The organism is Acidovorax sp. LjRoot66 (assembly GCF_964253305.1).
Taxonomy (GTDB): Bacteria; Pseudomonadota; Gammaproteobacteria; order Burkholderiales; family Burkholderiaceae_C; genus Acidovorax.
Window position 1 is genome coordinate 5,980,585 of record NZ_CAXUQU020000001.1, and the last position, 22,718, is coordinate 6,003,302.

21 protein-coding genes are annotated in these 22,718 nt (G+C 69.2%); 14 read left to right on the plus strand and 7 right to left on the minus strand.

Features of this window, described 5'->3' with window-relative positions; all coding sequences use genetic code 11:
* Genes ACSQ3Y_RS27940 through bioF form a run of 4 tightly spaced genes read left to right on the plus strand, consistent with a single transcriptional unit; the run spans position 1 to position 3,618 of the window.
* Complete coding sequence (locus ACSQ3Y_RS27940) at positions 1 to 375, plus strand: 6-carboxytetrahydropterin synthase (protein WP_436179535.1); 375 nt, start codon at positions 1 to 3, stop codon at positions 373 to 375.
* The gene (bioA, locus tag ACSQ3Y_RS27945) at positions 375 to 1,721 is read left to right on the plus strand and encodes an adenosylmethionine--8-amino-7-oxononanoate transaminase (RefSeq protein WP_436179536.1); all 1,347 of its coding nucleotides are present in this window, start codon (positions 375 to 377) and stop codon (positions 1,719 to 1,721) included. The genes ACSQ3Y_RS27940 and bioA overlap by 1 nt, the downstream gene beginning before the upstream one ends.
* The gene (gene bioD, locus ACSQ3Y_RS27950) at positions 1,721 to 2,392 is read left to right on the plus strand and encodes a dethiobiotin synthase (RefSeq protein WP_436179537.1); all 672 of its coding nucleotides are present in this window, start codon (positions 1,721 to 1,723) and stop codon (positions 2,390 to 2,392) included. The genes bioA and bioD overlap by 1 nt, the downstream gene beginning before the upstream one ends.
* Complete coding sequence (gene bioF, locus ACSQ3Y_RS27955; RefSeq protein WP_436179538.1) at positions 2,389 to 3,618, plus strand: 8-amino-7-oxononanoate synthase; 1,230 nt, start codon at positions 2,389 to 2,391, stop codon at positions 3,616 to 3,618. Before bioD ends, bioF begins: the two co-directional genes overlap by 4 nt.
* A 39-nt stretch (positions 3,619 to 3,657) precedes the next feature.
* Here the strand turns inward: bioF and ACSQ3Y_RS27960 are convergent, their stop codons facing one another.
* A complete protein-coding gene (locus tag ACSQ3Y_RS27960; RefSeq protein WP_057201884.1) occupies positions 3,658 to 4,413 on the minus strand; it encodes a carbonic anhydrase in 756 nt (251 codons plus the stop codon).
* Positions 4,414 to 4,694: 281 nt separating this feature from the next.
* Between ACSQ3Y_RS27960 and ACSQ3Y_RS27965 the strand changes: the two genes are divergently transcribed.
* The 5 genes from ACSQ3Y_RS27965 (at position 4,695) to ACSQ3Y_RS27985 (ending at position 8,967) form a co-directional block, all read left to right on the plus strand.
* The gene (locus tag ACSQ3Y_RS27965; RefSeq protein ID WP_057201883.1) at positions 4,695 to 5,309 is read left to right on the plus strand and encodes a response regulator transcription factor; all 615 of its coding nucleotides are present in this window, start codon (positions 4,695 to 4,697) and stop codon (positions 5,307 to 5,309) included.
* Positions 5,310 to 7,085, plus strand: a complete 1,776-nt coding sequence (locus tag ACSQ3Y_RS27970; RefSeq protein ID WP_057201882.1) for an ATP-binding response regulator — start codon at positions 5,310 to 5,312, stop codon at positions 7,083 to 7,085. It abuts the gene before it with no gap.
* Positions 7,086 to 7,202: 117 nt separating this feature from the next.
* Entirely contained in the window at positions 7,203 to 7,598 is a 396-nt protein-coding gene (locus ACSQ3Y_RS27975) for an MAPEG family protein (RefSeq protein ID WP_436179539.1), read from the plus strand.
* On the plus strand, positions 7,586 to 8,518 hold the full coding sequence (locus ACSQ3Y_RS27980) for an alpha/beta fold hydrolase (protein WP_057201880.1): 933 nt from the start codon (positions 7,586 to 7,588) through the stop codon (positions 8,516 to 8,518). The genes ACSQ3Y_RS27975 and ACSQ3Y_RS27980 overlap by 13 nt, the downstream gene beginning before the upstream one ends.
* 89 nt (positions 8,519 to 8,607) lie before the next feature.
* Positions 8,608 to 8,967: a 5-carboxymethyl-2-hydroxymuconate Delta-isomerase gene (locus ACSQ3Y_RS27985; protein WP_057201879.1), complete on the plus strand. Its 360-nt coding sequence runs from the start codon at positions 8,608 to 8,610 to the stop codon at positions 8,965 to 8,967.
* A 187-nt stretch (positions 8,968 to 9,154) separates the two neighbouring features.
* Here the strand turns inward: ACSQ3Y_RS27985 and ACSQ3Y_RS27990 are convergent, their stop codons facing one another.
* The 4 genes from ACSQ3Y_RS27990 to nadC all read right to left on the minus strand — a co-directional run bounded on the left by ACSQ3Y_RS27990 (position 9,155) and on the right by nadC (position 14,323).
* The gene (locus ACSQ3Y_RS27990) at positions 9,155 to 10,213 is read right to left on the minus strand and encodes a porin (protein ID WP_436179540.1); all 1,059 of its coding nucleotides are present in this window, start codon (positions 10,211 to 10,213) and stop codon (positions 9,155 to 9,157) included.
* A 261-nt stretch (positions 10,214 to 10,474) separates the two neighbouring features.
* Entirely contained in the window at positions 10,475 to 12,301 is a 1,827-nt protein-coding gene (locus ACSQ3Y_RS27995; RefSeq protein WP_436179541.1) for a chorismate-binding protein, read from the minus strand.
* Between the two features lie 10 nt (positions 12,302 to 12,311).
* Complete coding sequence (gene nadA, locus ACSQ3Y_RS28000; protein ID WP_436179542.1) at positions 12,312 to 13,454, minus strand: quinolinate synthase NadA; 1,143 nt, start codon at positions 13,452 to 13,454, stop codon at positions 12,312 to 12,314.
* A complete protein-coding gene (gene nadC / locus ACSQ3Y_RS28005; RefSeq protein WP_436179543.1) occupies positions 13,451 to 14,323 on the minus strand; it encodes a carboxylating nicotinate-nucleotide diphosphorylase in 873 nt (290 codons plus the stop codon). The genes nadA and nadC overlap by 4 nt, the downstream gene beginning before the upstream one ends.
* A 98-nt stretch (positions 14,324 to 14,421) precedes the next feature.
* Between nadC and panB the strand changes: the two genes are divergently transcribed.
* From panB to ACSQ3Y_RS28020, 3 genes are all read left to right on the plus strand, one after another.
* Positions 14,422 to 15,300: a 3-methyl-2-oxobutanoate hydroxymethyltransferase gene (panB, locus tag ACSQ3Y_RS28010; RefSeq protein ID WP_436179544.1), complete on the plus strand. Its 879-nt coding sequence runs from the start codon at positions 14,422 to 14,424 to the stop codon at positions 15,298 to 15,300.
* A gap of 61 nt (positions 15,301 to 15,361) precedes the next feature.
* The gene (panC, locus tag ACSQ3Y_RS28015) at positions 15,362 to 16,198 is read left to right on the plus strand and encodes a pantoate--beta-alanine ligase (protein ID WP_436179545.1); all 837 of its coding nucleotides are present in this window, start codon (positions 15,362 to 15,364) and stop codon (positions 16,196 to 16,198) included.
* 144 nt (positions 16,199 to 16,342) lie between these two features.
* The gene (locus ACSQ3Y_RS28020) at positions 16,343 to 17,443 is read left to right on the plus strand and encodes an IS5 family transposase (RefSeq protein WP_436178131.1); all 1,101 of its coding nucleotides are present in this window, start codon (positions 16,343 to 16,345) and stop codon (positions 17,441 to 17,443) included.
* Between the two features lie 753 nt (positions 17,444 to 18,196).
* Here ACSQ3Y_RS28020 and ACSQ3Y_RS28025 read toward each other — a convergent pair.
* The gene (locus ACSQ3Y_RS28025; RefSeq protein WP_436179546.1) at positions 18,197 to 19,141 is read right to left on the minus strand and encodes a LysR family transcriptional regulator; all 945 of its coding nucleotides are present in this window, start codon (positions 19,139 to 19,141) and stop codon (positions 18,197 to 18,199) included.
* A 127-nt stretch (positions 19,142 to 19,268) separates the two neighbouring features.
* On the opposite strand from ACSQ3Y_RS28025, the gene lysA reads away from it, so the two are divergent.
* Both lysA and ACSQ3Y_RS28035 read left to right on the plus strand, forming a co-directional pair.
* Entirely contained in the window at positions 19,269 to 20,513 is a 1,245-nt protein-coding gene (lysA, locus tag ACSQ3Y_RS28030; protein WP_436179547.1) for a diaminopimelate decarboxylase, read from the plus strand.
* Positions 20,514 to 20,974: 461 nt separating this feature from the next.
* Positions 20,975 to 21,664 carry an N-acyl amino acid synthase FeeM domain-containing protein gene (locus ACSQ3Y_RS28035; RefSeq protein WP_436179548.1) on the plus strand — a complete coding sequence of 230 codons (690 nt, stop codon included), beginning with the start codon at positions 20,975 to 20,977 and terminating at the stop codon, positions 21,662 to 21,664.
* Here the strand turns inward: ACSQ3Y_RS28035 and ACSQ3Y_RS28040 are convergent, their stop codons facing one another.
* Complete coding sequence (locus tag ACSQ3Y_RS28040; RefSeq protein ID WP_057268012.1) at positions 21,665 to 22,675, minus strand: NAD(P)H-dependent glycerol-3-phosphate dehydrogenase; 1,011 nt, start codon at positions 22,673 to 22,675, stop codon at positions 21,665 to 21,667.
* Positions 22,676 to 22,718 lie beyond the last annotated feature (43 nt).

Here is a 22,718-nt window from a genome sequence, read left to right on the forward strand (position 1 = left end):
ATGCAGTTCACGATTTCCCAGCGCTTCTTCTTCGACGCGGCCCACACCCTGCGCCGCGAGATTGAGGCCGAAGGCAGCCGCCGCATCCATGGCCATACCTACCATGCCGAGGTCTCGCTCAGCGGCCCGCGCGACCCGGCCACCGGCATGGTGGTGGACCTGGGCCAATTGCGCCGTGGGCTGGAAGTGGTGCGCGAGCTGCTCGACCACCACATGCTCGACGAGGTGCCCGGGCTGGGCATTCCCACGCTCGAAAACCTGTGCCTGTTCATCGCGCAGGCCCTGCCGGCCGAGCTGCGCCCGCGCGTGAGCCGCGTGCGCGTGTGGCGCGAGGCGCTGGGCGACAGCTGCGCGCTCGACTTCACGCTGCAGTGATGGCGTTCACCACCGCACCCAAGACGGCCAGGAAAGACCTGGTCGCTCGCAGCCTGGCCCACGTCTGGCACCCCTGCACGCAGATGAAGCGGCACGAGGCCCAGCCGCCCGTGGCCATCGCGCACGCGCAAGGCCCCTGGCTGTACGGCACCGACGGCCGGCGCTACCTCGATGGCATCAGCTCCTGGTGGGTCAACCTGTTCGGCCACAGCCACCCGCACATCAAGGCAGCCCTGGCCGACCAGATGGAGCGGCTGGACCATGTGATGCTGGCCGGCTTCACGCACGCGCCGGTGGTCGAGCTGTCGGAGCGCCTGGGTGCACTCACGGGCCTGGGCCACGCCTTCTACGGCAGCGATGGCGCGGCCGCCACCGAGATCGCGCTGAAGATGAGCGCCCACTACTGGCGCAACACGGGCCGCCCGGGCAAGAGCCGCTTTGTGGGCCTGGCTGGCGGCTACCACGGCGAGACCGTGGGGGCATTGGCGGTGACCGACATTGCGCTGTTCCGCGAGGCCTACGCCCCGCTGGTGCGCCTGGCCGCCACCGTGCCCAGCCCCGATGCGCGCCAGGCCGCGCCCGGCGAGACCCCCGAGGACGTGGCGCGGCGCAGCGCCGCCGCGCTCGGGGCCTGGCTGGCCGAACACCATGCCGACACCGCCGCGCTGATCGTGGAGCCCCTGGTGCAGTGCGCGGCCGGCATGGCCATGCACGACCCGGAATACCTGCGCCTGGCGCGCGCGCTGTGCGACCGCTACGAGGTGCACCTGGTGGTGGACGAGATCGCCACGGGCTTCGGCCGCACGGGCAGCATGTTCGCGCACCAGCAGGCGGGCATCCGGCCCGACTTCATCTGCCTGTCCAAGGGCCTCACGGGTGGCACCCTGCCGCTGTCGGCGGTGCTGACCACGGACATGGTGTACCAGGCCTTCTATGCCGACGAGGTGGCGCGCGGCTTTTTGCACTCGCACTCGTACACCGGCAACCCGCTGGCCTGCCGCGCAGCCCTGGCCACGCTGGAGCTGTTCGACCAGTTGGATGCGCTCACGGCCAATGTGGCACTGGCGCAGCGTATCGACGCGGCTTGCACACCCCTCACCCAGCACACGCGTGTGCGCCACGCCCGCCGCCTGGGCATGGTCTGGGCCTGGGACATCGCCACCACCCTGCCCGATTTTTCGCGCCGCTACCACCAGCAGGCCATGGCGCGCGGGCTGGTATTGCGCCCCATCGGCAACACGCTGTATGCCATGCCACCGTATGTGCTCGACGGCGAGGCGGTTGACTGCCTGGCCAGCGGCGCGCTCGACGCGCTGAACGCCACCCTGCAAGAGGAAACCTGTTGATGATTGGATGTTTTGTGACCGGCACCGATACCGGCGTGGGCAAGACGCTGGTGTCCGCCGGCCTGCTGCATGCGCTGGCGCCGCACCACCGCCGCGTGGTCGGCATGAAGCCGGTGGCGGCAGGCGTGGTGCCCTGGGGCGAGGACTGGGCCAGCGAGGACGCGATTGCGCTGCGCGCCGCATCGACCGTGGCGGTGCCGGCCGCGCTGGACAACCCGGTGCTGCTGCCCGACCCGCTCTCGCCCCACATCGCGGCGGCCCGCGCCGGTGTGCAGATCGACATCGCCGCCATCGTGCACTGCTACCAGGCACTGGCGGCCCAGGCCGACGCGGTGGTGGTGGAAGGTGCGGGCGGCTTTCACGTGCCGCTGTCGGACACCACGACCGGCGCCGACCTGGCCCTGGCCCTGGCCCTGCCCGTGGTGCTGGTGGTGGGCCTGCGCCTGGGCTGCCTGAACCATGCACTGCTGACGGCCGAGGCCATCCGCGCGCGCGGCCTCACGCTGGCCGGCTGGGTGGCCAACCAGGTAGACCCCGCGATGCAAGCCGTGGAGGAAAACAAGGCCTACCTGGGTGCGCGCCTGGGAGCTCCCCTGCTGGCCGACGTACCGTACCAGACCTTGCCGGAAGCGCGCGGCCTGGTCTTCGAACTGCCTGCCCACTGGCTATGACGACCCCTTTGGCTCACTCTTCCCCACCCTCCTGGCTCGACGAGATCCCGGCACGGCTGGCCGACATCGAGCACGCCCATCTGCTGCGCCGCCGCCGCGTGGTGCAGCCTGCAGGCGGCGCCCACCTGCTGGTGGACGGGCAGCCCATGCTGGCCTTCTGCAGCAACGACTACCTGGGCCTGGCCAGCCACCCGGCGCTGGCCGCGGCTGCACGCGAAGCCACCCATGCCTTTGGCGTGGGCTCGGGCGGCTCGCCCCTGGTCAGCGGGCACAGCGCCGCCAACGATGCGCTGGAGCAGGAACTGGCGGCCTTCGTGCAGTTGCCCCGGGCCCTGTACTTCTACGCCGGCTATGCCACCAACACCGGCATCATCCCGGCGCTGGTGGGCAATGGCGATGCGCTGTTCTCCGACGCACTCAACCACGCCTGCCTGATCGACGGTGCGCGCCTGTCGCGCGCCACCATCCACCGCTACCCGCATGCCGACTTGGTAGCACTGGAGGCGGCCCTGGCGGCCAGCCCCGCACGGCGCAAACTCGTGGTCAGCGATGCCGTGTTCAGCATGGACGGCGACCTCATCGATATCCCGGCCCTGCTGGCCCTGTGCGAACGCTTCGATGCCCTGCTGCTGCTGGACGACGCCCATGGCTTTGGCGTGCTGGGCCCCCAGGGGCGTGGCAGCCTCGCCGAGGCAGGCCTCACGGGTGCCACCGCATCGCGCCGGGTGCTCTACATGGCCACGCTGGGCAAGGCCGCCGGGGTGGCGGGTGCCTTCGTGGCGGGCGATGGCGCGCTCATCGAATGGCTGCTGCAAAAGACGCGCACCTACATCTTCGCCACCGCCGCCCCACCGCTGCTGGCCAGTGCACTGCGCAAGAGCCTGGAGCTGATCGCGGCTGCGGACGACCGGCGCCAGCAGCTTGACGCCCGGATCGCGCAACTGCGCGCCGGGCTTGCAGCCCTGCCTGACGCACTGGGCTGGCGCCTGCTGCCCTCGCACACCGCCGTGCAGGCGCTGGTGATCGGCAGCAACGAGGCCGCACTGGCGGTGATGGAAAGCCTGCGCACAGAGGGCTTGTGGGTGCCCGCGATCCGCCCGCCGACGGTGCCGGCCGGCACTGCCCGGCTGCGCATTGCGCTGTCGTCAGCGCACACCGCCGAGGACGTCGACCAACTGCTGCAGGCATTGCACCGGCACGCGGCGCACGCACCCGCCGTGGCTTGAGTCCGTGCAGCCAGTGGCTGCACGGATCTTCCTGTCAAATTAGGTGCTCTCTTTGACCACGCGCCCATGCAGCGGTTGCAGCGGCCGTGCATTGGCGCTGTAGACCCGGCGGAACGACTTGATCTGCTGCGCGCTTAGCTTGACGGGCTCCTTGAGCACCATCCACTGCACGCCTTCGGAGCAGGGTGGCGTGGTCAGCGAACCTTCGAAGCTGTAGTAACCGTGCTTTTCCGGCAGCAGGGCGGCGGGATGCAGCGCCAGGCCATCGACCGTGACCTGCTCGCCTACGCGCGGCAGGTGCGCGAAGATGGGCTCCCAGGCCTGGTTCTTCTTGCCCGGCTGGATCAGCACGGCCACCACGCCCAGGCCGCCGTCCTCGGCCTTGTGCACGAAGTGGGCGACCATCGCGGCGCGCTTGCCGCCCACGGCCTCCTCGCTGGGCGTATGGAAGTGGAACTGCAGCAGCTCCAGCGCCCGGCCGCCCACCACCAGCTTGCTGCCGGCCGGCACGTTGACCTGCACCGTGTGGCCGTTGTTGACCAGGGTGGGTGCCCCGGATGCGTACTGGAAGTCGAGCGCCGGCAAGGCCTCCTTGACCGTCTTGCGGATGTCGACAGGGCTCTGGGCCGTGCCGCGGGCGCAGGCTTCGAAGCCCTCTTCCAGCGCGCCCCAATGGGCGGCGCCATGCTTGCCCTTGTACTCCCAATGCGCGTGCGGGCCCTGGGCATTCGCCAGGGTGGCACACAGCGCCAGGCAGGCAAAGGTCACGCGTCGGATCAATTTCTGTTGTGTCATGGTTATATTGAAGACGAGAGTTGTGGATACCGCTGCTGCCCCAGCAAAAAACATGCGCGCACGCGCATCCGGCATCGTTCAGGGGTGGCGGGGACAGGCAGTCGGAAGAAGTGGATCAACAACGCAAAGAGGCGTGCGCTGCCAGCCTGGGGACCACCCCAGACTGCCGCGATTCTGTACACCAACGCCCTGTCTGCGGCCCCTGGGGGCGAGAGCCCCTTGACCCAAGTCAAGCATACGGGGCGGCTCCGGCGGGACTGGCTTGCCACACAATCCGCACCATGCCCCAACTCCTGCTGGTGGACGACCACCCCCTGTTCTGCGTCGGCTTTGCCCATGCGCTGGCCCATGCCTGGCCGGGCGCGCGCGTGGACACGGCCTGCACGCTGGAGGAAGGTCTGCGGGCTGCCGCCGGCCAGCCGGGGCTGGACATCGTGCTGCTCGACCAGCGCCTGGGGGCCCACACGGGGCTGCAGGGCCTGGCGCTTTTTGCCCGGCAGTTCCCGCTGGTGGCGCGGGTGCTGATCTCGGGGGATGAAGACCCGGCCCTGCAGGCGGCGGCGCGTGGTGCGGGCGCCAGCGGCTTTCTCGGCAAGTCGCAGTCCGTGCAGGCCATGGCCGCCGCCCTGGGCACCGTCGCAGCAGGTGGCATGGCATTCGACACGCAGCCTGCGGCAGTGCCAGGCGACTTGCCTAGCGACCTGGCAGGCCCCACGGCCCGGCAGATGGAAGTGCTGCTGCTGGTGGCCCAGGGCCAGCCCAACAAGCGCATCGCCCAGGCGCTGGGCATCGCCGAGCGCACCGTCAAGCTGCACGTCACGGCACTGCTCGGTGCGCTGCAGGCGCGCAACCGCACGCACCTGGTGGTGGCGGCGCGCGAAAAAGGGCTGCTGTAGATGGCTGCAGCGCCCAGCGCCCCGCCCGACGCACAGGCCCTGGACACCCTGTACCGGGGAGCGCCCCTGTCGGCACTGGTGGGGGTGGTGGAGGCCTTCTTCCTGAGCGTGCTGTTCTGGCGCGATGTGCCGGCCACCGCCATCGCCCTGTGGCTGGCGGCGTTTGCGGCCGTGCGCTGCCTGCGCATAGGCCTGGGCATGGCCTACCGCCGCCGCGCTGCCGCACCCGGCACGCGCGCTGCCTGCTGGGCGCGCTGGGTGGTGGTAAGCGCACTGGCGCAGGCCCTGGCCTGGGGCGTCGGCAGCTGGGTGCTGTGGGCGCCCGCCAACCTGGTGGCCGAGATGGCCCTGCACATAGGCCTGGCCTCCGTGGTGCTGGGCAGCGTGGCCCACCTGGCACACCACCTGCCCGCACTGGGCGCCTATGCGATCGGTGTGTTCGGCCCGCTGGCCGCGCGCGACCTGCTGGTGGGAGAACCGCTGCACACCCTGCTGGCGCTGGCGTCGGTGCTGATGGCACTGTACGTCTGGCACGCCGGCCGGGCCCAGGCGCGCACCATCGCGCAGGCCGCCGCCCAGCAGCGCGAACGGCAGGCGCTGATTGCCGCACTGCAGCGCGAGAACGAAGCCACGCGGCTGGCACGCCAGGAAGCCGAGGCGGCCCACGCCTCCAAGGCGCAGTTCCTTGCCGCCGTGGGCCATGACCTGCGCCAGCCGCTCAATGCCATGCAGTTGCTGGCGTACACGCTGCAGCAGCCCGCATCGCGCGACCGGGTGGAATACCTCGCGGCCACCCTCATGGAATGCGCCGAGAGCATGGGCTCGCTGGTGGAAGGGCTGCTGGAGCTGTCGCGCCTGGACGCCCGCTCCATCACGCCCCGCCCCACGCGCTTTGCGCTGCAGGCACTGCTCGACGAAATGGCCGGCACCTTCGGCGTGCAGGCCCAGGCCAAGGGCCTGGCGTTCACGGTGGAGCCCACCACCGCCCATGTGGAGGGCGACCGCGCGCTGCTGGCGCGCGTGCTGTCCAACCTGGTCGCCAACGCCGTCCGCTATACGCCGGCAGGCTTTGTGCGGCTGGACGCCCGCGAGCAGGGCGCCATGGTGGAGGTCTGCGTGCACGACTCGGGCGTGGGCATCGATGCCGCCGAGCTGCCGCGCATCTTTGACGAGCACTACCAGATCGGCCATCCGGAGCGCGACCGCAGCCAAGGGCTGGGCCTGGGGCTGGCAACCGCCCGGCGCCTGTGCAACTTGCTGGGGCTGGAACTCACCGTGCAATCGCAACCGGGCCAGGGCAGCCGCTTTGCGCTGTGCCTGCCGCTGGCCGCGCCGGAGCCCCGTGTCGCAGGCGCCGCCGTCACCACCACCACAGTGGAAGAAAAAGCGACGCCGCAGCCAGGGCCACCGGCGCAGCGGGTGCTGGTACTGGAAGACGATGCCGGCTCGCGGCTCGCGCTGACCGAGGTCTTGCAGGGCTGGGGCTGCGAAGTCATCGCAGCGGCCAGCCTGCAGGAGGCGATGCAGCCATGGCCAGGGCAGACGCTGCCAGACGCCCTGGTGGTCGACTGGCACCTGCCACACGGCGTGCAGGGCCCTGAGGCGGTCGCCGCCCTGCGCAGCGCCATCGGCCGTGCCGTGCCGGCCCTGCTGGTCACCGCCGAGGCGACACCCGAGCTGCAGGCCCGTGCCGCAGCGGCTGGCCTGCCGCTGCTGCCCAAGCCGATTGCGCCCATGAAACTGCGCGCCTTTCTGCAAAGCCAACCGCCCGTCTGAACGTGGCATGGGTGGGCAAAGCAGCCACCCGACCTGCCCTTTGGTGCTATTGGCAACAGGCCACGGGTTTTCTAAGCTTGGCGGGATTCCTTCATCCGGTTCGCCCCCTTCCTGAACATGCCTCCACTTTTCACCATTGCGGCGGCCACGCTGGCCACCCTGGCCCTGCTGCTCACGGCCCTGTCCTTGCATGTCTCTCGCCTGCGCATGCGCCACCGCCAGACCTGGGGCGATGGCGGGCACCAGGACCTGGCCGTGGCGGTGCGCACGCACGGCAACACGCTGGAGCAGTCGCTGCTGTTCGGCCTGCTCGTGCTGGCGCTGGCACAGGCCGATGGCACAGCCGCCACCGCGCTGGCAGCGGTCTGCACCACCTTTGTCTTGGCCCGTCTCCTCTATTGCATGGCCGCCCTGGGCCGCCGCCTGCCCTGGCGCCAGGCGGCCCATGCGCTCACGCTGCTGTGCCAGTTGGCGGCCACCCTGCTCCTGGTGCGAGCGGCATGGACCAGTTGACCCCCTCCCTGCAGCGCTGGCATGACCACGGCCAGTTCGCCACCGTGCGCGGCCAGCGCCTCTTCGTTGCCGAGGCCGGCCAGGGCAGCACCTTGCTGCTGGTGCATGGCTACCCCACGAGCTCCTACGACTGGCACGGCGTGTGGAATGCCCTGGCGGCACGCTACCGCGTGATCGCCCCTGACCTGCTGGGCATGGGCTTTTCGGACAAACCGGTGGCGCACGCCTACCGTATACAGGACCATGCCGATCTGCTCGATGCCCTGCTCGCGCAACGGGGCGTGCACCGCTGCCACATCGTCGCCCACGACCTGGGCGTGAGCATTGCGCAGGAGATGCTGGCACGCCGGGTGGAGCGGCCAAGGGAGGGGTGCCGCATCGAATCGCTGCTGTTGCTCAACGGCGGCGTGTGCCCCGAAGCGTATGCGCCGCGCCCCATACAGCACCTGCTGTCGTCCCCACTGGGGCGGTGGATCGGCCCGCGCATTCCGCAGCGAGCATTCGAGCGCACGGTGGCAGGCCTGTTCGGCGCGCGCACGCAGCCCACGGCCGGGCTGCTCGACGATTTCTGGGCTCTGGTCAACCACGGCAACGGGCGGCGCATCTCGCACCAGGTGGGGCGCTTCTACATCGAGCGCATGGCCCTGCGCGATCGCCTGGTGGCACCGCTGGTAGCCGGGGCGGTGCCGGTGCGCCTCGTCAACGGCAGCGCCGACCCCAACTCGGGCGCCCACATGGCACAGCGCTACCGCGAGGTGGTCCCCCATGCGGACGTGGTCGCGCTCGATGGCATCGGCCACTGGCCGCAGATCGAGGCCCCGATGGCCATGCTGCGGGCGCTGCACGGCTTCGTGCAGTCCATCGACGCGCCGACGCAGGCGGCACAGGCCAACGTCGGCACCACCCCGATAAGCCGATAAACTGGCGGGCCCTGCGCCGCGCACCCCGTGGCGTCTTCGCCCACCGCACCGGCCCTCTGCCGGGTGCACCGATTTTTCGTGGAACCGCCATGCCCCATCTCATCGTCGAGTACTCCGGCAACCTGCCGCACTACCCCGAGGCCGAAGCGCTGACCGCGCTCAATGCCGCGCTGTGCGCCCACCCCCAGGTGCTGGACGAGCTGGACCTCAAGACCCGCTTCGTGGTGGCCGACAGTTTCGAGATCGGCACCGCCCCGGCGCAGCGCGCCTTCGTGCACGCGCAGCTGCGCGTGCTCTCGGGCCGCACGCCCGAGGCCAAGAAGGAGCTGTCGGACCTGATCGCCGGCGTGCTGCGCGAACTCACCCCAAAGCCGCAGGGCGTGCTGGTGCAGCTGAGCGTGGAGATCGTGGACATGGACCGCGGCTCGTACGCCAAGGAAAAGCTGTAAGAATCTGCCTGGCAGGCAGTCCCCAATGACAAAGCCGCCCCGGGCACTGCCCTGGGCGGCTTTGTCATTGCTGTAACGCAGGAAAGTCCGTGCTGCGCCCCCCTCGCATCCCCACCAGGTGGAAGGCGCACAGCACGGCCTCAAGGCCAGGGCACCCGCTGCAACAGGTGCCCCGGCCCGTCCGCCATCAGAACGTGTGGCGAACGCCGAACTCGTAGCCGGTCACGTCGTTGCCGGCGCCGATCGTCGGGCTGCCGAGCGACGAGGAGGACACGGCCAGACCGCGCGTGGCGGCGCCGTCGTTGCTGATGCGCGCCACGGTGGCGTACAGCTGCGTGCGCTTGGACAGGTTGTGGCCATAGCCAATGGCGAACTTCTGCGAGTCGGCGTTGTTCACGTCCTTGCGCTTGAAGTTGGTGTACGACACGCGCAGCTCGCCCACGCCCAGCGGCACGGTGGCGCCCAGGCCGAACATGTCCACGCGGCGGCCGGCACCGCGCTCGGTGGCGAACAAGGCCATGGGCTTGACCACGCCGAAGCTGTAGGACACGCCCACGTTGCTGGCCTTGTAGTCGACCGAGTTGGCAGTAGCGGCGCCGCCGCGCGTCTCGCCGAAGGCCACGGCCACGTTCAGGGGGCCGTTGGCATAGCCAGCGCGCAGGGCCAGCGAGTTGCCCATGCGGTCGTTGACCTGGTTGGACAGCTGCTCGCCCAGGGCGTACTGCAGCTGGCCGTAGAAGCCGCCCAGTTCGGGCAGCAGGTAGTTCAGGCCGTTGCTGGTGCGCTTGGGGGCGCTGCCTTCGGGCGTGCCGGCGGCCGAGGTGGCGCTGCCGACCAGGTTGGCACCGTTGATGCCGCCCACGCCCGAGTCGCCGAAGGGATCGAAGGTTTCGATGTTCAGGTAGGCGGGCGACTTGTCGCGGCCCAGGCGCACTTCACCGAAGCCGCCCGAAATGCTCACGGTGGAACGGCGGTCGAAGCGGAATCCAGCGGCGGTGCCGTTGTCGGCGGCCAGGCCACCCTCCAACCAGAAGCCGGCCTTCAGACCACCACCGAGGTCTTCCACGCCGCGAAAGCCCAGGCGGCTGCTGGACTGACCGCCGCTGGACAGGCCGGTGACGCTGTTGGTGTTGCTGGACATGTGGACCACCGAGGCGTCGACCACGCCAAAGAGGGTGACGCTGGACTGTGCATGGGCGCCGGCGGCAAGGGTCAGGGCCGCGAGGGCAAGGAGCTTGAGTTTCATGGAGTTCACTTCTTCGAAATGGGCAGATCACCGGGACATGGGCATACCGCAGGGCAGGCGTCTTACCGGTCGGCACCCCATGGTGGGGCGCTGGGCTCATTAGAAAAAAGCTGTGTGACAGTCCTGGGGTAAACCCTTGCATACCAGTGCGGGAAATAAGCATGCATAGCGATCCTCTCGCAGCCTGGTGTATACGCACAGGCAAGCGCCCGAGCGCGAAGGCGAGTGCACAGTGCACGCAAGCGCGTGCAGCCCTGCGGCTCAGGCTATCAATTGCGCGGCCAGCCAGCCGCGCAGGCTGTTGATGAAGGCCCAGCCATCGACATGCGGCAGGTCGTCGAGCCGCACCACGGCCTCTGCCACGCGGCCCTCGCGCAGGGCCACCGCACGCCCCACGCCAGGCAGCAGGCCGCAGGCCAGCGGCGGCGTGACCCAGCGGCCATCGAGCCGCAGGGCCAGGTTGCCGAAGGTGCCCTCGGTGATCTCGCCGGCACGGTTCCACAGCACCGTATCGAACACGCCGGGCGCGGTGGGCGCAAACGCCGCGTAGTGCGCGCGGCGCGTGGTCTTGTGGCGCACGAATTCGCTGTCGGCCTCGTCGAAGGCACGGCCGGCGAGCTGCAGGCGCACAGGCACCTGCGTGGGCTGCAGCGCGAAGGCCTCGGCGCGGGGTGCGCCCCGGCTGTCCAGCAGCAGGCGCACGCGCCATGCGCCACTGGCGTGCTGCGCGGCCAGCGCCTGCAGGCGGGCATGAACGCGATCGGCGTCCCACCCATAGCCGAAGTGCCCAGCGGCCACGGCCATGCGCGCCAAGTGCTCGCCCAGGTGGCGGAACTGCCCACCCTCGAGCGCCAGGGTTTCGAGCAGGTCGAACGCTGCGCTGGCGCGCTCCACGAAGGCGCGCTTGTGGCGCCATTCATGCCATTCGGCCTCGGCCTCGGCACCCGAGGTGATGCCGCTGCCGATGCCGCAGGTGGCCTGCACCGTGCCATCGCGCGCCTGCAGCACCACGGTGCGGATGGGCACGTTGAAGGTCGCGGCCACGCCGCCCTGGCCCGGTGGCCCGTGCGGGCGTACCACGCCCACGGCGCCGCAGTACACGCCGCGCGGCGCGGGCTCCAGATCGCGGATCAGCTGCATGGCACGCACCTTGGGCGCGCCCGTGACCGAGCCGCAGGGGAAGAGTGCTGCGAACACGTCGCTCAGCGTGGTTCCTGGGCGCGTTCGCGCCTGCACGTCGGACGTCATTTGCCACACGGTGGGCAGGGCCTGGGTGTGGAACAGCCGGGGCACGCGCACGCTGTGCGGCTGCGCGATGCGCGAGATATCGTTGCGCAGCAGGTCCACGACCATCACGTTCTCGGCCCGCTCCTTGGGCGCCGTGCGCAGGTGCTCGGCCTGGGCGGCATCGGCGTCGGGCGTGGCGCCACGCGGGGCCGTGCCCTTCATCGGGCGAGCAAGGATGTCGCCGCCCGCCGCATCGGTGGTCCAGTCGAAGAACAGCTCGGGCGAGACCGACAGCACCTGGGTGTCGCCCGCGTCGATGTGCGCGCAGTAGCCCTCGGGCTGGGTGCGGTGCAGCGCCTCGAACAGCGCCTGGGCGCTGCCCTGCGCACGGCCCTGCAGGGGTGCGGTGTAGTTGACCTGGTAGACCTCGCCATCGCGGATGGCCTGGTGGATGCGGGCCAGCGAGGCATCGAAGTCGGCACGCGGCAGGCCATCGGCCCATGTCACTTCGGCGCTTGCGTCAGGCTGTGGTCCATCCGGCCAGGGCAGGGCTTCATCGTGCACCGAAAACCAAGCCAACGGGCCCTGCGCCGTGTGGGTCTGCAGGGCGGTGTCAAAGGCCGCCGCAGCCTCGTAGCGTACATAGCCCACGCACCAGGCCCCGCCCTGTGCGGCGGCGTGCACCGCATCGAGCACGCCGCGCACCTCGTTCAGCGCATGGGCCACCAGTACCTCGCGCGGCGGGCCGAAGGCGTGGCGCAGGCGCGGGGCGCCGGGCCCTTGCGGCTGGGTGAAATCGATGCGGGAATGAACGGTGGTCACAGGAAGGAATCTCGCCGCCCGGTTCCCCGGGGCAGCCATGTTTGCAGGATCAGGCCGCGCCCAGGTGCGGCACCAGCCCCGCGGCGGGATGGCCGCTTTTGAGCGCGGCCGTGAAGGCCAGCATGCGGTCGATGGGCTGGCGGGCGCGCGGGATCAGCGCGGGGTCCACATGCACGGCATTGGCGCCCGTCTCCAGCACCCGCGCTACATCGGCCAGGCCGTTCATCGCCATCCAGGGGCAGTGCGCGCAGCTCTTGCAGGTGGCGCTGTTGCCGGCGGTGGGGGCTTCGTAAAAGGTCTTGCCGGGGTTGAGGGCGCGCAGCTTGTGCATCATGCCGTTGTCGGTGGCGACGATGAACTCGCGCGCATCCATCTCGCGCGCGGCCTTGAGGATGGCCGAGGTGGAGCCCACGGCATCGGCCAGCGCCACCACGTCGGCAGGGCTTTCGGGGTGCACCAGCACCTTGGCCTGGGGATGCTCGCGCTTGAGCGCCTCCAGCTCGAAGGCTTTGAACTCGTCGTGCACGATGCAGGCACCGTTCCAGAACAGCATGTCGGCGCCGGTCTCGCGCTGGATGTAGGCGCCCAGGTGGCGGTCGGGCGCCCACAGAATCTTGTGGCCCGCCGCCTTGAGCGCGCCGACGATCTCGAGCGCGCAGCTCGACGTGACGAGCCAGTCGGCGCGCGCTTTCACGGCCGCGCTGGTGTTGGCATACACCACCACGGTGCGGTCCGGGTGGGCGTCGCAGAAGGCACTGAATTCTTCGACCGGACAGCCCAGGTCGAGCGAGCAGGTGGCATCGAGGTCGGGCATGAGCACGGTCTTCTCGGGCGAGAGGATCTTCGCCGTCTCGCCCATGAAGCGCACGCCCGAGACCACCAGGGTCTGCGCCGCATGGTCGCGGCCGAAGCGCGCCATCTCCAGCGAATCGCTGACCAGGCCACCGGTTTCCTCGGCCAGGTCCTGCAGATCGGGGTGCACGTAGTAGTGCGAGACCATGACCGCGTTCTTCTCCTGGAGCAGGCGGCGGATGCGGTCCTTGAGCGCGGCGCGCTCGGCCTGCGAGGGCTCGGGTGGCACGCGGGCCCAGGCGTGTTTGGTGGAGCAGACAGAACCACCACCTTCTTCCAGCACGTCCAGGGGCTGGTCGTATTCGACGTCGATGCGGTTCAGCGTGGCCGTGTTGCTCATGACAGTTCCTGCAGCCGCATCGAAAAATCGGTGGCCTTGACATCCTTGGTCAGCGTGCCGATGGAGATGCGGTCCACGCCGGTCTCGGCCAATTCGCGCAGGCCATCGAGCGTGACGCCGCCCGAGATCTCGAGGATGGCGCGGCCGGCATTGGCGCGCACGGCTTCGCGCAGCAGGGGCAAGGGCATGTTGTCGAGCAGCACCATGGTGGCGCCCGCGTCGAGCGCCTCGGTCAGCTGCGACAGCGTCTCGACCTCGATCTCGATGAAGGCGGCCCGCGCGCCCACCTGCTGCTGCGCGGCGCGCAGCACGGCGGTGACGCCGCCGGCCGCGGCAATGTGGTTTTCCTTGATCAGCACGGCATCGTGCAGGCCGATGCGGTGGTTGGTGCCGCCGCCCACGCGCACGGCGTACTTCTGCGCCAGGCGCAGGCCCGGCAGGGTCTTGCGCGTGTCCACGATGCGCGCACGGGTGCCGGCGACCACGTAGGCATAGGTGGCCGTCTTGGTGGCCACTGCCGAGAGCAGCTGCAAAAAGTTGAGCGCCGTGCGCTCGGCGCTGAGCAGCGCGCGGGCGCTGCCCTCGATCTCCAGCACCACCTGGTCGGGCGCGCAGCGCTGGCCCTCGGCAACCTGCCAGGTGAGCTGTACATCCGGATCCAGGGCACGCAGGGCCGATTCGACCCAGGGCGTGCCGCAGATCACGGCGGCCTCGCGCGCCAGGATGCGCGCACGGGCGCGGCGTGCGGGGTCGATCAAGCCGGCGGTCAGGTCACCGCTGCCCACGTCTTCTGCCAAGGCGCGGGCCACATCGGCACGGGCCAGGGCGGCCACGTCGGCACTTTTTTCATCGTCGCTGGGATGGGTCATGGGGCGCGAGCATAGCGGCTTCCGGGACCGGGGTTTGGGACACCGCTGTCCCGACTGCATACCCCCTACACTCGCGCAATTTTGTCCAGGGGAGCCCCATGACCGATCCAACGCCTTCTGCCACCCCCTACGGCACGCTGCCGCCAGCCTCGCCCCTTCCCCAGCGCCGCCCCATGAGCCTGCCGCGCCTGGCGCAGATGCGGGATGCGGGCGAAAAGATGTGCATGCTTACCGCCTACGACGCCACCTTTGCGGCGGTGGCCGATGCCGCAGGCGTGGAGTGCATCCTCGTCGGCGATTCGCTGGGCATGGTCTGCCAGGGGCTGCCCAGCACCGTGGGCGTGACGCTGGAGGCCATGGCCTACCACACGGCCAGCGTGGCGCGCGGCCTGCACCGGGTGCAGGGCACAGCCTGGCTGGTAGCCGACCTGCCCTACGGCACCTATGCCGAGAGCCGCGAGCAGGCCTTGCGCAGCGCCTGCGTGCTGATGCAGGCGGGCGCGCACATGGTCAAGCTCGAAGGCGGCGGGTGGACCGCGCCCACGGTGGAATTCCTGGTGCAGCGCGGCGTACCGGTCTGCGCGCACCTCGGCCTGACTCCCCAGACGGTGCACGCCCTGGGCGGCTACCGCGTGCAGGGGCGCAGCGACGACGCAGCGCGCACCTTGCGAAAGCACGCGCACGAGCTGCAGGACGCCGGCGCCGCCATGCTGGTGCTGGAGATGGTGCCCGCCGTGCTGGCCGCCGACCTCACGGCCGAGTTGCTGCGCTGCCACACCATCGGCATCGGCGCCGGCAACGGCACGGCCGGCCAGGTGCTGGTGTTGCACGACATGCTGGGCATGAACCTGGGCAAGAACCCGAAGTTTGTCCACAACTTCATGCAGGACGCCGGCAGCGTGCGCGGCGCCATCGAGGCCTATGTGATGGCCGTCAAAGAGGGACGTTTTCCCGACAACGCCCTGCATGCCTGGTAGCCGGGCGTACACGCTTTTCCCCTTGCTCTTTTCTTTCTTCTTTCTTGCTTGCTGATTCGCCATGCTGATTGCCCACACCATCGACGACCTGCGCCAGGCCCTGGCCCCCTACCGCCACCCGGCCTTCGTGCCCACCATGGGCAACCTGCACGACGGCCACATCACACTGGTCGAACAGGCGCTGCCCCTGGGCGACGTCACAGTGGCCAGCATCTTCGTGAACCGCCTGCAGTTCTTGCCGCACGAAGACTTCGACAGCTACCCGCGCACCTGGGAGGCCGACTGCAACCGCCTGCAGGCCGCAGGCTGCAAAGTGCTCTTCGCCCCGCGCGAGGCCGACCTGTATCCCGAGCCCCAGACCTTCAAGGTGCACCCCGACCCGGCCCTGGCCGACATGCTCGAAGGGCACTTTCGCCCCGGCTTCTTCACGGGCGTGGCCACGGTGGTGATGAAGCTGTTCGCCTGCGTGCTGGGCCAGAGCGGCGGCACGGCGGTGTTCGGCAAGAAGGACTACCAGCAACTCCTGGTGATCCGCCAGATGGTGCGCCAGTTCGCACTGCCCATCACCGTGGTCGCCGGCGAGACCTGCCGCGCGCCCGACGGCCTGGCCCTGAGTTCGCGCAATGGCTACCTCAGCCTGCAGGAGCGGCAGGAGGCGGTGGCCTTGTCGCAGGCCTTGCGCCAGCTGGCTGTGCGCTGGGGACAGCAGCCAGGGGTGGAGTGGGAGCAGCAGGCGATGGATGGGTTGCGGGCGCGGGGGTGGCAGCCGGACTATCTGACGGTAAGGCGGCGGGTGGATTTGCAGCCGGCCACGGCTGGGGATGCTGTGGGGGCGTTGTTGGTGTTGGGGGCGGCGCGGTTGGGGGCTACGAGATTGATTGACAACTTGGAGTTCTGACTCTTTGTTGGGATGGCATGCTTGATTGAAGGGCGGGAGCCGGGGTGTGCGCCCGGCGGCGCACCTACCTTCTTTTGCTTCGCCAAGAGGGTGTAGAAGAAATAAATTATAATAGCGCCGCATTGACCAAGCAGGAGCAACGCAATGGCAAAGACAGGCCGACCACCCGTGATCCCCCCTGGCGAGTACGCCATCTTGCGCGAGGTAGTACGCGACAACCCGCAGGCCACGCTGCCCGAGTTGGCGCTGGCCTGGGCCGATCACATGGGCCGCAGCGCACCCAGCACGGTGACTCTGCGTGCGGCACTGAAGGCTGCCGGCCTGCAGCGAACGCGGCCCAAGCCGCAGCTGTCTCGCTCGCAGCCTGGCCAGCCTGGCACCCGTTACGGCTACAACGCCCGGCATCGACCCACCAGCCCAGCGGGCAGCTCCATCGCAGGAGCCCTGACGGATGCCGAATGGGCTCTGGCGCAAGACCTGTTCGAGCAACAACCGGGCTCGCGCGGCAGACCGGCCACCTACTCGCGGCGCAGCGTTGTCGATGCCTGCTGCTATGTGCTGCGCACCGGCACGTCCTGGCGCAACCTGCCGGTGCAGATCTATCCGCCCTGGCAATCCGTGCAGAAGGCCTTCGTCAACTGGGCCCGCCAAGGCAAGTTCGAAGCGCTGCACGAGCGTCTGCGCCAGCAATGGCGCCAACGCCTGGAGCGCGCTGCGCAGCCCAGCGAGGCCATCATCGACTCGCAATCCAACCGGGGTAGCCCTCAAGGCGGCACGCTGGGCTTCGATGCGGGCAAGAAGGTGCAGGGGCGCAAGCGCCATCTGGTCGTGGACACGCTGGGCCTGCTGCTTGCGGTAGTAGTCACCAGCGCAGCCGTGCAGGACCGCGACGCGGCCGCGCAAGCTGTAGCGCAGGCGTGCAAGCGCACGGACGGCTCGTTCAAGACGTTGTGGGCCGACAGCGCGTACGCTGGGCAATGCGCGCAGCAGATCGAGAAGGCGCACCAGGTGCAGGTGCGCATCGTGCGCCACAGTGCCCGCCACCGCTGGGACGATGCCCAGCAGCCGCTGTGGAGCGAAGAGCAGCCGGCCACCATCTACAAGAAGCGCTGGGTGGTGGAGCGCACCCATGCATGGCTGGAGCGCAACCGCAGGCTGGTGATGCACCACGACCGCAAGCCGTTCTATGCGGCGGCGTGGGTGTGGCTTGCGCAGGCCCGGATGTTGTTGGGGCGACTGCAATAGATTTCTTCTACACCCTCCAAAAGAAGGTAGGCCAAGAAAAGGCGACCCCGCTGCCCGTGTCCCCCTCGCCGGTGGCGAGGGGGCAGCCTGCGATGCTCGGTCCTGGGGTGACGCCGAAGAACTCCCTGCGCTGCCTCTGCGAGGCAGCTCGGTCAAACAGCTTCGGCGAGCCAGATGACGATGCGCGTGTCCTTCGGCACGCGCTCACCCCAGGCCCTGCGCTTCTCGGCACGGTCAGAAGGGGGTGGGAGCGGGCTCCATTCGGGCCATTGCTTCGCTCGGCCTGTGGCCCTTCGCTGCGCTCGGCTCGCCAGGGTGACCGTGCCCCAGCCGTCGGCAGCGCGCAGCGCGTAACCGACCCCAGGCGTAGCTGCGCAGCAGCAGCCGGGTGGTACCCGCTCCCCACCCCTTCTGGCTGCGCCGAGAAGCGCAGGGCCTGGGGTGGGTGCGTGTGCCGCAGGGCACACGCACTTCGTGATCTGGCTTGCCGCAGCTGCTTGAACGGAGTTCGCCCGAAGGGAGAACGCAGTGAGTTCTGCGGCACCACCCCAGGCCCGAGCATCGCAGGTTGCCCGCAGCGAAGCGAAGGGACGCAGACTGTGGGGCGCTCTTTCTTTGCCTACTTTCTTTTTGCGCAAAAAGAAAGTAGGTGCGCCGCCGGGCGCACATCCCGGCTCCCGCCCTCAATCCAGGCCTGCACCTACCACCACCAAACAGACGAACAGACGAACAGACGAACAGACGAACATCCCATCAAACCAACCGCCCAAGTCTCTCCTTCAAATCATCAGCCTCCAACCCCAAAGCCTCCACCATCCACCCCACCTCCTCCAACGCCGCCCGGTACAACGGCAACACCAGGCTCACACTGAACGGCACCGAAAATCCCACCCTGCGCACCACCACCCCCTGCTCCGCCACGGCCAGCGCCGTGAGCGGATTGACAACAGCCACCCCCAGCCCGCGCTGCACCATCGCGCACACCGCCACCGCGCTGTGCGTCTCCATGCGCATCAGCCGCTGTACGCCGGCTTCGGCGAACAGGGCGTCGATCTGGCGGCGGTAGGGGTCATCCGCTGAAAGACTCACGAACGGCTGGTCGGCAAAATCCGCCAGCTGCAGCACCGGCCGCGCGGCCAACGCATGGCCTTCGGGCAGCACGGCCACCTCGTCCAGGGTCAGCAACAGCTGCGAGCGCGTGCCGGGCGGGTTGGAGATCTGCTCGCTCAAGCCCATGTCGAAGCGCTGGGCAGTCATCCACTCCTCCAGCAAAGGCGGCTCCTGGGGTGTGACGGAGACGCGGGCGCCCGGGTGGGCGGCGAGCATGCGCGCGGCCGCGCCGGGCAGCAGGGCATGGCTAAGGGCTGGCAGGCACAGCACCGACAGGGACTGCGCGGCGTCCGCAGAGCGCCCCAAGGCCAAGGCCCGGTCCACCACACGATCCAGGCCCTGCCAGGAGCGCTGCACCTCGTCCCACAGTGCCAATGCCCGGGCATGGGGGCGCAGCCGACCCTGCACGCGGTCGAACAGGGTGTAGCCCAGCAGGGACTCCAGGCGCGCCAGCTCGCGGCTCACCGTCGGTTGCGAGGTGTGCAGCAGCTCGGCGGCACCGGTCACGCTGCCGGCCACCATGACGGCACGAAAGATCTCGATGTGGCGGTGGGTGATGCGAAGGGCGTTGTCGTCGCTGGAGTTCATGACCAAGAAGCATATCTAAAATGAATGGATATGAAAAACAAGGCATTGGACTGAATGACTTCAGCGGGGCATGATTCTGCCCAGACGTTCTCCCCTTCCCACTTTTTGCGCCTGGAGCCTGCCCGCCATGTCCAACCCTTTCTCGCCTGAACAACTGTGGTCCCTGGCCGACCAGTTCGGCACCCCGCTGTGGGTTTACGACGCCGCCACCATCCGCCAGCGCATCGCCCAGGTGTCCAACTTCGACACCGTGCGCTTCGCGCAGAAGGCCTGCTCCAACATCCATATCCTGAAGCTCATGCGCGAGCAGGGCGTGAAGGTGGATGCGGTCTCGCGCGGCGAGATCTTGCGCGCGCTGGCGGCCGGCTACCAGGCCGGTGGTGAGCCCTCGGAGATCGTGTTCACGGCCGACCTGTTCGATGCCGACACCCTGGCCTGCGTGGTCGAGCATGGCGTGCCGGTCAACGCCGGCTCCATCGACATGCTGCACCAGCTGGGCCAGGCCTCGCCGGGCCACGCGGTGTGGCTGCGCATCAACCCCGGCTTCGGCCATGGCCACAGCAACAAGACCAACACCGGCGGCGAGCACAGCAAGCACGGTATCTGGCACACCGACCTGCCCGCGGCGCTGGCCGCCATAAGGCAGCACGGCCTGGCGCTCACGGGCCTGCACATGCACATCGGCTCGGGCGTGGACTACGTCCACCTGGCTGAAGTCTGCGGCGCCATGGTGGAGCTGGTGCGCACGGCGCATGCGGCCGGACACGACCTGCACGCCATCTCGGCGGGCGGCGGCCTGTCCATCCCGTACCGCAGCGGCGACCCGGTGATCGACACGCAGCACTACCATGGCCTGTGGGACACGGCGCGCCAGCAGGCCGAGGCCATCGTCGGCCACAAGCTCGGGCTGGAGATCGAGCCCGGGCGCTTCCTGGTGGCCGAGTCGGGGGTTCTGCTGGGCGAGGTGCGCGCCACCAAGAACGCGGGCAACAACCACTTCGTTCTGGTGGACACGGGCTTCAACGAGCTGATGCGCCCCTCCATGTACGGCAGCTACCACGCCATGCAGGTACTGCGCCGCGATGGCGGCACGGCAGCCGCGCGCCCCACGGTAGTGGCTGGCCCGCTGTGCGAGTCGGGCGACGTGTTCACCCAGGGCGATGGCGGCGTGGTGCTGCCGCGCGACCTGCCGGCGGCCCAGGTGGGCGACCTGCTGGTGATCCATGACACGGGCGCCTACGGCGCCTCCATGTCCTCCAACTACAACACGCGCCCGCTGATCGCCGAAGTGCTGGTAGACGGGGGCCAGGCCAGGCTGATCCGCCGGCGCCAGACCGTGCAGGAGCTGCTGGCACTGGAAGAAGGTCTGTAAACACGGCGCGCAAGCATGGCGCCGCCCCCTGCAAGGCCGGTAGGCTCGGGCCTACGCCCGGGCGCCGCGTTGGAGGACAGGCGAGGCCAGGGGGCGGGAATACAGTGAAGTCACTTATCCACTTCCACCCGTTTCCAAGGAGATCACCATGCCCATCATTCTCTGGCTGCTCGGCGTCCCACTGTCCCTCGTCCTGTTGTTGATGCTGTTCGGGGTGCTTTGATCCCGTGCCCCACGGGGCACCGTGCCCACCGCACAAAGCCGTATCCGCCTCCCAAGGGCGGATGCGGCTTTTTTGCTGTGCAGCACCGTTTGCGCAGGCCACTTCACCATTGATCGCCACCTGCGTTTTAATGTTTGCCGATGGCCCCCGTCGCCGCTACGCTGGTTGCTTCCATGCCCTGGTCCACTCCTTTCGGCGCGTCAGACAAGGTACATGGAGACACCGCAAGGAGCCTGCCATGCAAGTGGACGAACGGACCATCTTCGAACTGGAATACCCGGGCGAGTACCTGAGCCGCCTGGGCACTACCGAGACCAAGACCTGCAAGATCCGCCTGTCGCGCAAGGGCCAGGGCCTTTTGGCGCGCATGTACGCCAGCAGGGGCTACAAAATGCAGGCCACACTGACGCACGACTTCGACCTGAGCAGCCTGGTGGTGCAGATCGATGGTCAGCCCGCAGGCACCATCTCCGTGCGGGTCGATGACGGAGACCTGGCTGCGGCAGAGCAGTTTCCCGAATTCATCGGCGAGTTGCGCGCGCGCGGCGCCCGCATCTGCGAGATCGGCAAGCTCGCCATGGACCCGGGCGTGCGCTCCAAGCAGGTGCTGGGCGCCATCTTCCACATCGCCTTCATCGTGGCCTTCCGCGCACGCCGGGCGACCGATATCGTGATCGAGGTGAACCCGCGCCATGCACCGTTCTACATGCGCATGCTGCGCTTCGACCCGGTGGGATCGGCGCGCCTGTGCCAGCGCGTGGGCGCCCCGGCCGTGCTGCTGCACATGGATGGCAACAAGGGGCGCCGCCTGATCGACCAGTTCGGCGGCCGGCCCGGCCTGTCGGCGCAGGAGCGCAGTTTCTATCCCTATTTCTTCCACCCCGATGACGAGGAGGGGCTGCTGCGCCGCCTCTCGGCGGGCAATTGATCAAATTTCTTCGCGCGGGCCGCGGCCCATGAGCTGCGCGACCGCCTCTGCAGGCTGCAGCCGGCCATCGAGCAGGGCCACCACGGCATCGGTGATGGGCATGTCCACCCCCAGCAACCGGGCGCGCTGCGCCACCGTACGTGCGCTGTAGACGCCTTCGGCCACATGGCCGAGCGATTCCACGGCCTGCGCAAGCGTCTGTCCCTGCGCCAGCAGCAGGCCCACGCGGCGATTGCGCGAAAGATCGCCTGTGGCGGTCAGCACGAGGTCACCCAGGCCCGACAGGCCCATGAAGGTATCGGCCCGCGCGCCCAGCGCCAGGCCCAGCCGCGTCATCTCGGCCAGGCCGCGCGTGATGAGCGCAGCGCGGGCATTCAGGCCCAGTTCCAGCCCATCGCACAGGCCGGTGGCGATGGACAGCACGTTCTTCACTGCCCCGCCGACTTCCACGCCCACGATGTCCTCGTTGGCATAGACGCGCACGCTGGGGCTGTGGAATGCATCCACCAGGGCATCGCGCACGCTGGCGTGCTCGCTGGCCGCCACCAGGGCCGTGGGCTGGCCTCGGGCGACTTCCTGGGCGAAGCTGGGGCCACTCAGGGCCCCGGCCTTGAGCTGGGGTGCGACCTCGGCCCGCACCTCGTGGGCCAGCAGGCCGAAACGGCCAGGCGCGTCGCCAGCCACCGATTCAAAGCCCTTGCACAGCCAGGCCACGGGTGCCGCGCAGTCGCGCAGCGCCTGCAGCATGCCACGCAGGGCCGACATGGGCGTGGCCACAATGACCAGATCGGCCGCGCCTGCGGGCGCGGCAAAGTCCCCGCCGGCCAGCGCCAGCGTGGGGGGAAAGGCCATACCGGGAAGGTAGCGCGCATTCTCGCGGCCCGCCTGCATGCCGGCCAGTTGCGCGGCGTCGCGCGCCCACAACGTGACGGCATGGCCGGCAGGGTGCTGCGCGGCGCTCATGGCCACGGCAGAGCCCCAGGCGCCAGCGCCCAGAACAAGGATTTTCATCGCGATAGGGAGATCAAGCGGCGGGGACGGCATGCTGCGTCCC

Coding starts and splice junctions, on each gene's coding strand:
- ACSQ3Y_RS27975 (WP_436179539.1), top strand. CDS start 7,203: ATGCCTCCACTTTTCACCATTGCGGCGGCCACGCTGGCCACCCTGGCC.
- bioA (WP_436179536.1), top strand. CDS start 375: ATGGCGTTCACCACCGCACCCAAGACGGCCAGGAAAGACCTGGTCGCT.
- panB (WP_436179544.1), top strand. CDS start 14,422: ATGACCGATCCAACGCCTTCTGCCACCCCCTACGGCACGCTGCCGCCA.
- ACSQ3Y_RS27980 (WP_057201880.1), top strand. CDS start 7,586: ATGGACCAGTTGACCCCCTCCCTGCAGCGCTGGCATGACCACGGCCAG.
- ACSQ3Y_RS28020 (WP_436178131.1), top strand. CDS start 16,343: ATGGCAAAGACAGGCCGACCACCCGTGATCCCCCCTGGCGAGTACGCC.
- panC (WP_436179545.1), top strand. CDS start 15,362: ATGCTGATTGCCCACACCATCGACGACCTGCGCCAGGCCCTGGCCCCC.
- ACSQ3Y_RS27960 (WP_057201884.1), bottom strand. CDS start 4,413: ATGACACAACAGAAATTGATCCGACGCGTGACCTTTGCCTGCCTGGCG.
- bioF (WP_436179538.1), top strand. CDS start 2,389: ATGACGACCCCTTTGGCTCACTCTTCCCCACCCTCCTGGCTCGACGAG.
- ACSQ3Y_RS28040 (WP_057268012.1), bottom strand. CDS start 22,675: ATGAAAATCCTTGTTCTGGGCGCTGGCGCCTGGGGCTCTGCCGTGGCC.
- nadC (WP_436179543.1), bottom strand. CDS start 14,323: ATGACCCATCCCAGCGACGATGAAAAAAGTGCCGACGTGGCCGCCCTG.
- nadA (WP_436179542.1), bottom strand. CDS start 13,454: ATGAGCAACACGGCCACGCTGAACCGCATCGACGTCGAATACGACCAG.
- ACSQ3Y_RS27985 (WP_057201879.1), top strand. CDS start 8,608: ATGCCCCATCTCATCGTCGAGTACTCCGGCAACCTGCCGCACTACCCC.
- ACSQ3Y_RS27965 (WP_057201883.1), top strand. CDS start 4,695: ATGCCCCAACTCCTGCTGGTGGACGACCACCCCCTGTTCTGCGTCGGC.
- ACSQ3Y_RS27940 (WP_436179535.1), top strand. CDS start 1: ATGCAGTTCACGATTTCCCAGCGCTTCTTCTTCGACGCGGCCCACACC.
- lysA (WP_436179547.1), top strand. CDS start 19,269: ATGTCCAACCCTTTCTCGCCTGAACAACTGTGGTCCCTGGCCGACCAG.
- ACSQ3Y_RS27990 (WP_436179540.1), bottom strand. CDS start 10,213: ATGAAACTCAAGCTCCTTGCCCTCGCGGCCCTGACCCTTGCCGCCGGC.
- ACSQ3Y_RS27995 (WP_436179541.1), bottom strand. CDS start 12,301: ATGGCTGCCCCGGGGAACCGGGCGGCGAGATTCCTTCCTGTGACCACC.
- ACSQ3Y_RS28025 (WP_436179546.1), bottom strand. CDS start 19,141: ATGAACTCCAGCGACGACAACGCCCTTCGCATCACCCACCGCCACATC.
- ACSQ3Y_RS27970 (WP_057201882.1), top strand. CDS start 5,310: ATGGCTGCAGCGCCCAGCGCCCCGCCCGACGCACAGGCCCTGGACACC.
- bioD (WP_436179537.1), top strand. CDS start 1,721: ATGATTGGATGTTTTGTGACCGGCACCGATACCGGCGTGGGCAAGACG.
- ACSQ3Y_RS28035 (WP_436179548.1), top strand. CDS start 20,975: ATGCAAGTGGACGAACGGACCATCTTCGAACTGGAATACCCGGGCGAG.